Source organism: Amycolatopsis sp. GA6-003 (assembly GCF_046267895.1).
In the GTDB taxonomy this organism is placed as follows: domain Bacteria; phylum Actinomycetota; class Actinomycetes; order Mycobacteriales; family Pseudonocardiaceae; genus Amycolatopsis.
In genome coordinates, this window is the sequence record NZ_CP176499.1 from 6,609,043 (window position 1) to 6,622,061 (window position 13,019).

At 70.0% G+C, this 13,019-nt stretch carries 10 protein-coding genes; 7 read left to right on the forward strand and 3 right to left on the reverse strand.

The window, feature by feature from the left end:
* Positions 1 to 165 precede the first annotated feature (165 nt).
* Entirely contained in the window at positions 166 to 876 is a 711-nt protein-coding gene (locus F9C12_RS30005; protein ID WP_409462601.1) for a class F sortase, read from the reverse strand.
* Between the two features lie 19 nt (positions 877 to 895).
* Positions 896 to 2,383, reverse strand: coding sequence for a collagen binding domain-containing protein (locus tag F9C12_RS30010; protein ID WP_409462602.1), 1,488 nt, complete (start codon positions 2,381 to 2,383; stop codon positions 896 to 898).
* A 320-nt stretch (positions 2,384 to 2,703) separates the two neighbouring features.
* Between F9C12_RS30010 and F9C12_RS30015 the strand changes: the two genes are divergently transcribed.
* The 4 genes from F9C12_RS30015 to F9C12_RS30030 all read left to right on the forward strand — a co-directional run bounded on the left by F9C12_RS30015 (position 2,704) and on the right by F9C12_RS30030 (position 7,477).
* Complete coding sequence (locus F9C12_RS30015; RefSeq protein ID WP_409185107.1) at positions 2,704 to 3,564, forward strand: Bax inhibitor-1/YccA family protein; 861 nt, start codon at positions 2,704 to 2,706, stop codon at positions 3,562 to 3,564.
* A 147-nt stretch (positions 3,565 to 3,711) separates the two neighbouring features.
* The gene (locus F9C12_RS30020) at positions 3,712 to 4,329 is read left to right on the forward strand and encodes a hypothetical protein (RefSeq protein WP_409462603.1); all 618 of its coding nucleotides are present in this window, start codon (positions 3,712 to 3,714) and stop codon (positions 4,327 to 4,329) included.
* A 153-nt stretch (positions 4,330 to 4,482) separates the two neighbouring features.
* On the forward strand, positions 4,483 to 5,760 hold the full coding sequence (locus F9C12_RS30025) for a YeeE/YedE family protein (RefSeq protein ID WP_409185109.1): 1,278 nt from the start codon (positions 4,483 to 4,485) through the stop codon (positions 5,758 to 5,760).
* Positions 5,761 to 5,944: 184 nt separating this feature from the next.
* Positions 5,945 to 7,477: a DHA2 family efflux MFS transporter permease subunit gene (locus F9C12_RS30030; protein WP_409185110.1), complete on the forward strand. Its 1,533-nt coding sequence runs from the start codon at positions 5,945 to 5,947 to the stop codon at positions 7,475 to 7,477.
* 149 nt (positions 7,478 to 7,626) lie between these two features.
* Here F9C12_RS30030 and F9C12_RS30035 read toward each other — a convergent pair whose 3' ends face one another.
* The gene (locus tag F9C12_RS30035; RefSeq protein WP_409462604.1) at positions 7,627 to 8,847 is read right to left on the reverse strand and encodes an acetyl-CoA C-acetyltransferase; all 1,221 of its coding nucleotides are present in this window, start codon (positions 8,845 to 8,847) and stop codon (positions 7,627 to 7,629) included.
* 120 nt (positions 8,848 to 8,967) lie between these two features.
* Here F9C12_RS30035 and F9C12_RS30040 point away from each other — a divergent pair, with 120 nt between their 5' ends.
* From F9C12_RS30040 to F9C12_RS30050, 3 genes are all read left to right on the forward strand, one after another.
* On the forward strand, positions 8,968 to 9,870 hold the full coding sequence (locus F9C12_RS30040; protein ID WP_409462605.1) for a pentapeptide repeat-containing protein: 903 nt from the start codon (positions 8,968 to 8,970) through the stop codon (positions 9,868 to 9,870).
* Between the two features lie 33 nt (positions 9,871 to 9,903).
* Entirely contained in the window at positions 9,904 to 11,274 is a 1,371-nt protein-coding gene (locus F9C12_RS30045) for a cystathionine beta-synthase (RefSeq protein WP_409185113.1), read from the forward strand.
* 115 nt (positions 11,275 to 11,389) lie between these two features.
* The gene (locus tag F9C12_RS30050; protein WP_409185114.1) at positions 11,390 to 12,823 is read left to right on the forward strand and encodes a hypothetical protein; all 1,434 of its coding nucleotides are present in this window, start codon (positions 11,390 to 11,392) and stop codon (positions 12,821 to 12,823) included.
* Positions 12,824 to 13,019: the final 196 nt, after the last annotated feature.

Sequence of the window (13,019 nt, forward strand, 5' to 3'; positions counted from 1 at the left end):
TGGACGCCGCGCGGGCCACAACGCGGCAGGGTGATGTTACTCGCAAGTAACTTAGCGTCGGCAAGGAGTTCCGCAGGTGGCGGCGGATTTCCGCGAGCGGCGGGTGCGCCAGAAACTGCGCGAAGGGACCCCTCGCGCGGCTTCAGCGGCGGATGAGGGGACCCCTCACGCCGGGTCCGCGATCACCACGCGGTTCTCCTCGTACCCGTCGCTCCCGCCGATCCAGCGCCCTCCGCAGGTCACCAGGACCACCCGGTGCGGGCCGGCCTGCCCGAAGAGGTCGTCGGCGCGGCTCGGCAGGTCGTTCTTGTGCACGGTGACCAGCTGCGAGATCCGGTACCGGCTCGTCTTGCCCGCGCGGTCCACGATCGTCACCACGCCGCCGATGCGCTCGCTCCACAGTTCCGAGAACGGCCCGGTCGCCCCGCGCCAGTTCACGTGGCCGGCGAACACGCTCGCGCCGCTGACCGCGTCCAGCTCCGCGCCCCACCACGCCGCCTGCCCGATGTCCGAAGGCACCGGAAGCGTGTTGCCCGGACCGAGGTCCTGGCGCACCATCGCCGCGGTCCCGCCGCCGGGCAACCGGATCGTGCCCGGCGCCTGCGGTCCCGGTTCCGGTGCCTGCCGATGCTCCGCGGGCGCGGCGGGCGGCGCTGCCGCTGAACTACTAGGCGGTGCCGAACTGCTCGACGACGGCGGCGGCGCGGGAGCCAGCTGCTGCGGGGAAGGCGCCGGAACGGCGGCGGTGGCCGGGGACGCGCTCCCGGCCACCACCGTCGTCGGCGGAGAACTGATCACGACCGTCGCGAGTTCCACTGCCAGCACGCTTGCCGCGCCGAGCACGAACCCGCCGATCAGCCGTCCTTTTCCGGTCATGTGCCCTTGCTGCTTTCGCTTACCGCCGGGCCGACCGCCGAGCGGCGAACCCGACCAGCCCCGAACCGACGAGCACCAGCGCCGCGAGACCCGCGATGCCTGCGGTGGAGAAGCTCGTCTCGACCGTGCCCTTGGCCATCGTCACCGGCAGGTCGCCGGCGGGAATCGCGTGCGGCACTTCGTTCGGGGTGTTGGCCACCGTCAGCGCAAGTGTGCCGCCCGGCGTCAGCGACCCGCACGCGGCGGGCGGGTTGTTCGGGTCGAACGCGTTGGTGTAGCCCGGCGGCGCGTTCACCTCGACCACGCAGACCTCCTGCGGGGCCAGCAGGTTCTCGACGGTCGCGGTGCCGTTCTCGCCGCTGGTGGTGACCACCGCGGGCTGCCCGTCGGGCCCGGTGAGCGGCTTGCCGTCCTGACCGGTGGCCGCGGTCTTGCGGTCCTTGCCGGTGACGCGCAGCGTCGCGCCGCCGATGCCCTTGCCGGTCTTGGCGTCGGTCTTGGTGACCTGCACCTTGCCCGGCTTCGGCACGGCGACCACGCCCTGTGCGGTCAGCTTTTGCTCTCCGCCGGTGCCGACGACGCTCTGGATCCCGTCCTTGGTGTTGACCGGGTTCTGCACCTTCGGCTTGTCCGCGGGAGCGGACAACGACGCGACGAGCTTCGGCTGGTAGCCGGTAGGCGTGACCTTCACCGTGACCGTACCGTTCGCATCGGTCTTCAGCGTCGAGTCCTTCGTCGCGGCCTGGGGCGCGGAGTTGCCGGAAGCGGAATCGGACGCCTTCTCCTCGTCCGCCTTCTTGTCTGCCTGGCCGATGGTCCCGTCAGTAGCGGTCAGCTTCACCGGAACGTCCGGGACGCCTTTGCCCTGGGAGTTCTTCACCGTGACCGTCCAGGTCGCGGGCTGGCCGATGTGCTGATCGCCCTTCGGCGCGGTGACCGACGCGGTCCACGGGCCGCGGTTCGCCTCGGCCTCGGCCTTCATCTCGGCCACGTCGTTCTTGGCCGCCGCGGGGAGAGCGTTGAAGTACTTCTGCTCGGGATAGGCGGCCTTGTCCGCGGGAACCCCGAAGTCCGTGTCACCCGGAACATGCGTCTTGGCGGTCCACGAGTGCAGCAGGTGGGCCAGCGCGGCGGCTTCGTTGTTGTCAGAGGTATTGCCGTAGCGCAGCAACAGATACGAGATGTTGCCCGCGACGTCGGGCTTCAGCTCTTCGTTCCACTTCGTCCGCAGCTCGTCGCCCGGCTGGTACGCCTCGTCGCTGCCCGGTGCCTTCAGATGGAACCGGACGCAGAAGACGTTCTTCCCGCCCACCTTGTACGAGCCGAGCCAATCTTCGTAATCGGTGCCGCCCTCGTTGTGGACGATCGGCAGGCCAGGCCCCTTGACCGGGTCCGCGGCGGCTAACGCGACTCCTGGTGCGGTTACGGAGAGTGCGCCGAGCAGTGCGGTCGCGACCAGCCCGGTGGCCGCGCGCCAGCGAGCGCGCGGGCGTGAGATCCACCCCATGGTGTGTTGGCTCCTTCGACGTGCCTGCCGACGCCGGAACGGCGTCCTCGCAGTTCACCTGATCGAACAACTCCCCGACACGCGTTCGGTCACTTCCCGGACACGCGAGGTGAAGGTTCGCGGGTCAGCGGGGGAGTTGTCTAGAGACCATCGGGTGACCTGCGGTGAACGGTCGTGACCTTCATCGCCTACGGTGGCCGTAACGGGGGTCGCCCCACCCGTGCGGGTGATGAGTAAAATCGGCTTTACCCGAACGGGAACCAGCGAGCCGCCGCGGTCGTTGAACCCGATGCAAGGTGCCAGAAAGTCCAGGAGGACAGGTGCGTTCCAGCAGCAACCCGGCGTTCCGCAATCTCCCGCGCGGCGCGGCCGCGACCGGGCAGTACGGGCCGAACGTCGGCTTCGACCAGCCCTACGGCCAGCCGCAGGGGCAAGGCGGCGTCCCGGGTTACGGCCCCGGCCAGATGGGCACCGCCTCCGCCGACCGTCCGATGACGGTCGACGACGTCGTCATCAAGACCGGCATGTCGCTCGGCGTCGCGCTCGTCGTCGGCGTGCTCACCGCGATCTGGGCGCAGTCCCAGCTCGTGCGCGACTCCCTCGGCAGGCTTTCGCCGAGCGGTCCGCTCCTCGGCGCGCTGATCGGTGGGCTCGTGGTGGGCCTCGTCGTGTCGCTCGTGATCATCTTCAAGCAGAAGCCGAGCGGTCCGCTCACGCTCGTCTACTCCGGCGCCGAGGGCCTGTTCCTCGGTGCGCTCAGCGGGCTGTTCGAGGTGTTCCTGCCGGGCATCGCCCTGCAGGCGCTCATCGGCACCGCCGGCGTGTTCGTCGCGATGCTGGTCGTCTACAAGACCGGCGCGGTGAAGGTCACGCCGAAGCTGACCAAGTGGATCGTCGGCGCGGTCGCCGGCGTGGCCATCCTGATGCTGGTCAACCTGATCACCGCGGTGTTCTTCGGCTTCAACCCGCTGCGCGACGGCAGCCCGCTCGCCATCGTGTTCAGCCTGGTGGTCATCGGCATCGCCGCGTTCAGCTTCCTGCTCGACTTCGACCAGGCCGACAAGATGATCCGCGCCGGCATGCCGTCGAAATGGGCCTGGTACGCCGCGTTCGGCCTGATGACCACGCTGGTGTGGCTGTACCTGGAGATCCTGCGTCTGCTGTCTTACCTGCGCGACTAGCTTCTCGCACAGGTTTCCCGGGAAGGGGCGCTCCGCGTTACGCGGAGCGCCTTTTCTGTTTTTCTGCCCCGGACCTCTGCGAGCCCCGGCGGCCGTCGTGTTGGATGTGCCCGGTCGGAATCTTCTTTCGGGTTTGCGAGGCATTACGTGAGCGTTCCCCCGCACGGGCACGGACCGCAGCCGGGCTACGGACAGCCCGGCCCGTCGCCGTACCAGCAGCACTACGGCCCCGGCGGGATGCCGCCCCAGCAGAGTCCGAAGCGTTCGTTCCCGACCCGGACCGTGGTGCTGATCGCCGTGGCGGTGGTGGTCGTGGCGACGGGGGTCGTCGTCGGCTTCTTCGCGTTCGGCAACTCGACCAGCAACACGCACGCGAGCGACTGCATGCACATCGAGAAGTCCGGCTCGACCACGACGACGCGAACGGTCGACTGCGCCGACCCGGGAGCGAACGTCAGGGTCGCGGTCGCGCGCGCCAACCGGAGCGGCACCTGCCCGCGCGGCGACTACTACCGCTACACCACCGGCGGCAAGAACCACCGCGTGCTCTGCCTCATCCCCAACGTCCAGCAAGGGGATTGCCTCTCCGGGCTCCAGACCGCCACCACGACCTACCAGAAGGTCCCCTGCACCGACCCGCAGAAGAACGCGGAAATCGTCAAGCTGGTGCCCGGCACCACGGACCGTTCGGCGTGCGAAGGCAGCGGTTCGACCGCGGTCCGCTGGTACTCCGAACCGGAGGAAGTCATCTGCATCAAGAGCTGACCGGGGCGGTACAAAGGGGCCGTCCGGACGCCGGAGTTTCGGCCGTTCGTCGCACTCCGTGAGACAAGCTGCGTCCGGGCCTCACCGGGACCTAACGTGGATCGCCGTCCGCTTCCGGGCGGGTCCCGTTGATCCCCGACACCCCCAGGAGACGTGGTGGCGACCACCGATTCCCCTGTCGACGAGCGAAAACTGCTCGATTTCCCCACCTCGTGCGCGGCTCCGGCGGCTAAACCGGAGGAGCCGGTCAAGGTCGTCCCGCTGGCCGTCGCCGCGGTGCTCGCGGTCGGGCTGACCGCCTACGTCTGGGCCGCGTACGGCGCGAAGTTCGGGGTCCTGCTCGTGCTGGGGCTGCTGCTCGGCCTCGCCCTTTTCCACTCCCGCTTCGGGTTCACGTCCGCCTGGCGGCAGCTGATCGCCGTCGGCAACGGCCAGGGCCTTCGCGCGCACACCCTCCTGCTCGGCACGGCCGCGACGCTCATCGCCCTCATCTGCGGCACCGGCGCGGGCCTCTTCGGCAGCAAACCGCTGCCGGTGGCGAACGTCGGGCCGATCGGGCTCGCGTTGTTCGTCGGGGCCACGCTGTTCGCGATCGGCATGCAGCTCGGCGGCGCGTGCGCGTCCGGGACGCTGTTCGCGGTCGGGGCCGGGCAGTCGACGATCGTGCTGACCCTCGGCGGTTTCATCACCGGTTCGGTCCTCTACACCTGGGGTTACCCGCTTTTCACCGGCTGGCCGCAGGTGTCCGGATTCCTGCTGTCGGACCACGTCGGCTGGTTCGGGTCGTGGGCCATCACCATCGCCGTGCTCGTCGCGATCGTCCTCGCGACCCGCGTCGTGCAGAAGCGCCGCGTGCCGCCGCCGGTCGACACCGTGCCGACCGCGCGCGGATTCGCCCGGATCTTCCGCGGTTCCTGGCCGATCCTCGTCGGCGCGGTCGTGCTCGGCGTGCTGGCCGGCGCGGTGTACCTGGTGTCCGGCGGCATCTGGGGCGTCACGAGCGCGTTCAGCCTGTGGGGCGCGAAAATTCTCCAGGTGTTCGGCCTGCACCCGGAGCAGTGGGAGTTCTGGCGGCTGAAGGCGAACGCGGCGTCGCTGTCCAAGCCGATCTGGCAGGACAAGACGAGCCTCACCGACATCGGCATCATGATCGGCGCGTTCGTCGCCGCCGCGGCCGCGGGCGCGTGGAAGATCCACAGTTCGATCCCGTGGCGCACCGCCGTCGCCGCGGTGCTCGGCGGAATCCTGATGGGCATCGGCGCGCGGCTGGCGAACGGCTGCAACATCGGCGCGTACCTCGGCGGCATTTCCGTCGGCAGCCTGCACGGCTGGCTGTGGGGCGCGTTCGCGCTTTTCGGCACCTGGATCGGGCTGAAACTGCGTCCGTTGTTCGGTTTGGGCAACCCTTCGCGCACGGACAGTATCTGCTGACCCGGCGGGGACTTTTCGCAGGTCATCGCGACCGTGCGAAAAGTCCCCACGGTTTTCCTCCGGAAGCGAAAAGGACTGCGTCCCCGTTTGCCGCTCGGCTAGTCTGGAGCGCGCGCAAGGGGGAACCGCGGTCGTATTGTCGCGCCGCGGGCTTGCGCTTCACCACTCACAGATGGGGTTCCGCATGTCCGCACCCGCGACTCCGGCCGCGCCGGATGCCGGTGACAAACTCGACCGGGGAGTGCTCAAGGTCGCTTCCGTGGTGGTGCTCGGCGCCATCATGGCGATCCTCGACACCACCGTGGTCAACGTCGCGCTCCAGAAGCTCACCATCCAGTTCACCACGTCCTTCGACACGATCCAGTGGGTCGCGACCGGCTACATGCTGGCGCTGGCCACGGTCATCCCGGTCACCGGATGGGCCTCCGACCGGTTCGGCACGAAACGGCTGTACCTGCTCGCGATCGGCACCTTCCTGGTCGGCTCGATGCTGGCCGGGATCGCCTGGAACGTCGAATCGCTGATCGCGTTCCGCGTCGTGCAGGGCCTCGGCGGCGGCATGCTGATGCCGGCCGGGATGACGATCCTGACCCGCGCGGCCGGTCCGCAGCGGATCGGCCGGGTCATGGCCGTGCTGGGCGTGCCGATGCTGCTCGGCCCGATCTGCGGCCCGATCCTCGGCGGCTGGCTGGTCGACTCGGTGAGCTGGCGCTGGATCTTCTACATCAACGTCCCGATCGGGCTGATCGCCTTCCTGCTCGCGCTGAGGCTGCTGCCGAAGGACAACCCGGAACCCGGCAACCGGTTCGACTTCCTCGGCATGCTGATGGTGTCGCCGGGACTGGCCTTGCTGATCTTCGCCGTCTCGCGGATTCCGTCCACCGGCACCGTCGCCGACCTCGAGGTGTGGCTGCCCGCACTGGTGGGTCTCGCGCTGCTGGTCGCGTTCGTGCTGCGGGCGCGGACCATGGAGAACCCGCTGATCGACCTGAAGCTGTTCCAGAACCGGTCGTTCTCCGGCGCGATGATCACCATGGCCGTGTTCTGCGTCGGCTTCTTCGGCGCGATGCTGCTGCTGCCCACGTATTTCGTGCTGGTGCGCGGCGAGACCGCGCTGAACGCGGGTCTTCTGCTGGCTCCGCAGGGCTTCGGCGCGATGCTGGCGATGCCGATCACCGGACGGCTCGCCGACAAGATCGCGCCGCGCCGGATCGTGCTGCCCGGCCTGGTCCTGATCGCGCTGGGCATGGTGGTGTTCACCCAGGTCACCGCGACCACGCCGTACTGGCAGCTGCTGACCGCGCTGTTCGTGATGGGCATCGGCATGGGCTGCACGATGATGCCGATCACCTCGGCCGCGCTGCAGACGCTGGAATCCAAGGACATGGCGAAGGCGTCGACCGCGACGAACATCCTGCAGCAGACCTCGGGCGCGATCGGGTCCGCGGTGATGTCGATCATCCTGGCGGCGCTGCTCGCCGGGAAGTTCGGCGTCCCGACGAGCCAGGGCCAGCTGGTCGCCACCGCGGCCACGATGAACCCGGCCACGCACGACGCCGCGGCCGGTCTGGCGGGCGAATCGTTCGCGACGACGTTCCTGTGGGGCACGATCCTGCTCGCGGTGTGCCTGGTGCCCGCGTTCTTCCTGCCGAAGAAGCGCGTGGTGCCCGAGGCGACGGAATCCGGCGAGGCCGCTCCGCCGGTGCTGATGCACTGACCCGCACGTGAAAAGGGCCGTCCGCGTTGATCCGCGGGCGGCCCTTCACGCTACTGAGAAACCCCGACCGGAGACGCTAGGGAGCCAGACCGTTGGGTGTCGTGAGTGGCGATCACGGTTCTAACCGTGATCGCCACTCACGAGCCAGCTCAGGAAAGCCGCTCCAGCACCATCGCCATGCCCTGTCCGCCGCCGACGCACATCGTTTCCAGGCCGAACTGCTTGTCGTGGTGCTGCAGGGAGTTGATCAGCGTCGAGGTGATCCGCGCGCCGGTCATGCCGAACGGGTGGCCGACCGCGATCGCGCCGCCGTTGACGTTCAGCCGGTCCAGGTCGATGCCGAGGTCGCGGTAGGACGGGATGACCTGCGCGGCGAACGCCTCGTTGATCTCCACCAGGTCGATGTCCGAAATGGACAGTCCGGCGCGGGACAGCGCCTGCTTCGACGCCTCGACCGGGCCGTAGCCCATGATCTCCGGCGACAGCCCGGTGACGCCGGTGGACACGACGCGCGCCAGCGGCGTCAGGCCCAGCTCGCGCGCCTTCGTGTCGGACATGATCACGACAGCCGCCGCGCCGTCGTTGAGCGGGCAGCAGTTGCCGGCGGTGACCCGGCCGTCCGGGCGGAAGACCGGCTTCAGCCCGGACACGCCCTCGAGCGTCACGCCCGCGCGCGGGCCGTCGTCCTTCGACACGACCGTGCCGTCCGGCAGCGTGACCGGGGTGATGTCCTTGGCCCAGAAGCCGTCCGCGATGGCCTTCTCGGCGAGGTTCTGCGACCGCACGCCGAACTCGTCCATCTCCTCGCGCGTGATGCCCTTGAGCCGCGCGAGGTTCTCCGCGGTCTGGCCCATCGCGATGTAGACGTCCGGGAGCTGCCCGTTCTCGCGCGGGTCCTGCCAGCTGTCCGAGCCGGACTCGGCGGTGGCCTTCGTGCGCGCCTCGGCCTCGGCGAACAGCGGGTTGTGCGTGTCCGGCCAGGAGTCGGAGCTGCCGTTGGCGAACCGCGACACGGTCTCGACGCCCGCCGAGATGAAGACGTCGCCCTCGCCCGCCTTGATCGCGTGCAGCGCCATCCGGGTGGTCTGCAAGCTGGAGGAGCAGTACCGGGTGATCGTGCAGCCGGGCAGGTGGTCGTAGCCGAGTTCGACGGCCACCGCGCGGCCCATGTTGAAGCCGGACTCGCCGCCGGGCAGGCCGCAGCCGAGCATCAGGTCGTCGATGTCGGCCGGGTCCAGCTGGGGCACCTTGTCCAGCGCCGCGCGCACCATCTGCGCGGCAAGGTCGTCAGGACGCATCCCGACCAGCGAGCCCTTCCCGGCGCGGCCGATCGGGGAGCGAGCGGTGGAGACGATGACGGCTTCGGGCATGACAGACACATCCTCGGGTCGGCGGCACTAAGCGGTTGCTCATCATCTTGCCGCCTCCAGCGTCGGTTCGAAAGCCGAAGGCGACCTGCACCACCTTGCTCCCGTGGGAGGATTTCCGCCGTGGCTGAGCGCAACCGGGTGTTGTCCACGCGCACGATCGCGTGGTGGGGGACCGGCATCGTGCTGCTCGCGGCCGTCGCGGCGGCGTTGCTGCTGTGGCTGCTCGGCGGCGGCACCCCGGCGGATTCGTCGCGGCTCGACGCGCTGCGCACGGCCTCGAGCATCGTCGTCGGGACCGGCGGCGCGGCCGCGCTCTTGCTCGCCGCGCGACGGCAGCGGTCCGCGGAACTCGATCTGGAACAGAAGGACCACGACGCGACCGAGCGCCGGATCACCGACATGTACGGCAAGGCCGCCGACCAGCTGGGCAGCGACAAGGCCCCGGTCCGGCTGGCCGGGCTGTACGCGCTCGAACGGCTCGCGCAAAGCCACGCCGACCAGCGGCAGACCATCGTCAACGTGCTCTGCGCGTACCTGCGGATGCCGCTGGACGGCACCGCCGAAGAGGTGCAGGTGCGCAAGGCCGCGCAGCGGATCCTGATGCTGCACCTGCGCCCGGGGAGCGGAGAGGAGCCGAACGGGTCCTACTGGCCGGACATCGACCTCGACTTCTCCGGAGCCACGCTCGTCGAGCTGACTCTCACCTATTGCCGGATCCGTTCCATCGCCTGCCACGAAACGACGTTCACCGGAAAAACGACGTTCTGCTACACCGAATTCCGCACGAAAGCCGATTTCACCGACTCGACCTTCAAAGAACACGCGGATTTTCGCGGCGCAGTGCTCGGCGGCGAACGCGACGCATTCCGCGGCGCGAAGTTCGAACAGCACGCGGAATTCGCCGAGGACGCGAAAGTCCGGCTGGCCGGGGCCCTCTCGAAACCCGGCTGCCGCCGCGCCTGGCCCGCCGGATGGACGGAGGAACCCGGCGACGACGGCTGGCTCCGGCTGGTCCCGAGCTAGCCGGTCCGCCCCCCGCCTGTTTAGGCTGGTCGCGTGGAGTACGCAGAACACATCGTGGACCTCGTGGGCAACACCCCGCTGGTCAAGCTGAATTCGCTTACGCGGGGGCTCAAGCCGCTCGTGCTCGCCAAGGTCGAGTACGTCAACCCGGGCGGCAGCGTGAAGGACCGGATCGCGCTGCGGATGATCGAGGCCGCCGAGGCGTCCGGCGAACTGCGCCCCGGGGGCACGATCGTGGAGCCCACCTCGGGCAACACCGGGGTCGGGCTCGCCATGGTCGCCCAGCGCAAGGGCTACCAGTGCGTGTTCGTCTGCCCGGACAAGGTGAGCGAGGACAAGCGCAACGTGCTGCGCGCGTACGGCGCCCGCGTCGTCGTGTGCCCCACCGCGGTCGCGCCCGAGCACCCCGATTCGTACTACAACGTGTCCGACCGGCTCGTGCGCGAGATCGAGGGCGCCTGGAAGCCCAACCAGTACGCCAACCCGGAGAACCCGGCCAGCCACTACCACTCCACCGGCCCGGAGCTCTGGCGGCAGACCGACGGCAAGATCACCCACTTCGTCGCGGGCGTCGGCACCGGCGGCACGATCTCCGGCACCGGCAAGTACCTGAAGGAGGTCAGCGACGGCCGCGTCCAGGTCGTCGGGGCCGATCCCGAGGGCTCGGTGTACTCCGGCGGCACCGGACGGCCGTACCTGGTCGAGGGCGTCGGCGAGGACTTCTGGCCGGAGACCTACGACCGGAACGTCGCGGACCAGATCATCCCGGTCAGCGACGCGCATTCGTTCGAGATCACCCGCCGGCTCGCGACCGAGGAAGGCCTGCTCGTCGGCGGTTCGTGCGGGATGGCCGTGGCCGCCGCGCTGAAGCTCGCCGAGGGGCTGACCGAGGACGACGTCGTGGTCGTGCTGCTGCCCGACGGCGGCCGCGGCTACCTCACCAAGGTGTTCAACGACGCCTGGATGTCGTCCTACGGCTTCCTCCCGCCGGATTCCTCCGGCGCGACCGTCGGCGACGTGCTCACCCGCAAGTCCGGCGCGCTGCCCAGCCTCGTGCACTCGCATCCGAACGAAACGGTCGCCGAGGCGGTGGCCATCCTGTCGGAATTCGGCGTGAGCCAGATGCCCGTGGTCAGCGCCGAACCGCCGGTGATGGCGGCCGAGGTGGTCGGCGCGGTCAACGAGCGCGACCTGCTCGACGCGCTGTTCACCGGCAAGGCCCAGCTGGCCGACCGGCTGGAAACGCACATGTCGCCGCCGCTGCCCACGATCGGGGCCGGCGAGCAGGTGAGCGCCGCGATGAAGGCGCTCGAAGGGGCCGACGGCGCGCTGGTGCTCATCGACGGCAAGCCGGCGGGCGTCGTCACCAGGCACGATCTGCTCGCGTTCCTCGCGGGCCGATAGCCGCAAGCTCACGGCGACCGGCCGGGGCGTCTGCGCGCGTCCCGGCCGGGCATCCGATAGCGTTACGGCCGAATAGAACTTTTTCGCGTCCTCGTCAAGGGGGTTCAAGACCCACATGAGTGCTCCGCAGCCACCGAACCAGCCCTGGGACGGCGGCCAGCAGCCGCCGCAGGGCCCGTCGAGTGGTCCTACACCGCAGCAGGACAGTCCCTTCGGCGCGTCGGAGCCGACCCAGGTGGTCCAGCCGGGCCAGCCGCAGCAGCCCGCGCACGGCGGCGGCGCCTTCGGCGACACCCCGGAACCGACGCAGGTCGTGCAGCCGGGACAGCCGGCTGACTCGAACGCCACCCAGGTGGTGAACCCCGTGAGCGCCGAGGGCAACGCCGAATCGACGCAGCTGGTCCCGCCGAGCCAGCAGCCGCAGAACATCCCGTATGCCCCGCCGCCGAGCGCGGCCGACAACCCGGCCGCGGTCGCCGGGTTCGGCGCCCCGCAGGGCTTCGGCCAGCCGGGTCAGCCCGGGCAGCAGGGCCAGCCGGGCCAGCCGCCGCAGGGCTTCGGCCAGCCGGGCGGATTCGACCAGGGCGGCTTCGGCGCGCCGCCGCAGGGCGCGTTCGGCCAGCCGGGTCAGCAGGGCTTCGGCCAGCCCGCCCCGTTCGGCGCGCCCGCCGCGCCGTCGGCGGGCGGTGGCGGGAACGCGCTGTACGGCTACATCGCCGGCGGCGTCACCGCGGTGCTCGGCCTGATCGCGCTGATCGTCTCGTTCAGCTACATGAGCGACACCAGCGACTACTCGAAGCTGTACGACAGCTCGAGCCGGTACCAGAAGCTGTTCGACGAGGCCGGTCTCGCCTCGCCGGGCACGCTGTGGTTCTACGTGATCATGATCCTGGTCGGCGCGGTGGTCGCGTTGGCCGGCGGCGTCGCGCTGGCTCTCGCCTCGCGCGCGGCCGTGCTGCGCAAGCTCGCCCCGATCGGCGTGCTCGTCGGCGGCGTGCTGCTGCTGCTGTTCTCGATCCTGGCGAAGGCCGGGACCTCGGTCAGCAGCTCCTTCGTCGACAAGTACGGCGGCAGCTCCTCCAGCGCGACGAGCGGCGGCGGCATGCTGACGCTGATCCTCGGCATCATCATCCTGATCATCGGCGTGGTCGCGATCATCCCGGCCACCTCGCAGTACGTCGGCCTCGGTTCGTCCTCGGGCGGACCCGGCGGCCCCGGCGGACCGCAGCAGCCGGGCGGTTTCGGCGGCGGACAGCCGGGCTTCGGCCAGCCGCAGTCCGGCGGTTTCCCGCCTCCCGGCGGCCCGAACCCGAACAGTGGGGGCTTCCCGCAGCCGGGCGGTCCGAACCCGGGCAGCGGCGCGAACCCGCAGCCGGGCTTCGGCCAGCAGCCGCCTCCCGGTTACGGCCAGCCGGGCCAGCAGCCGGGCTACGGCCAGCCGCCGCAGCAGCCGGGCGGGTTCGGCCAGCCGGGCCAGTACCCGCCGCCGGGGCAGCAGCCCCCTCCGGGCTACGGCCAGCCGGGCCAGCAGCCGCCGCAGCAGTGGTGACTCGCTGAATTTTCGCGAAGGGCGTCTCCGTCTCCCGACGGTGGCGCCCTTCGTCGTTTCCGGTCCTTTTTTCGCGGGATTAGCGCGGATCTGGTGGCCTTTTCCCGGCCGTTCCGGCAGCCGGGGGAAATTGCGCCGCACATGCGCTCGCGCCGGTCCCCAACCGCGCGTTTCCCGGCTAGGGTGAGCGCCGTCC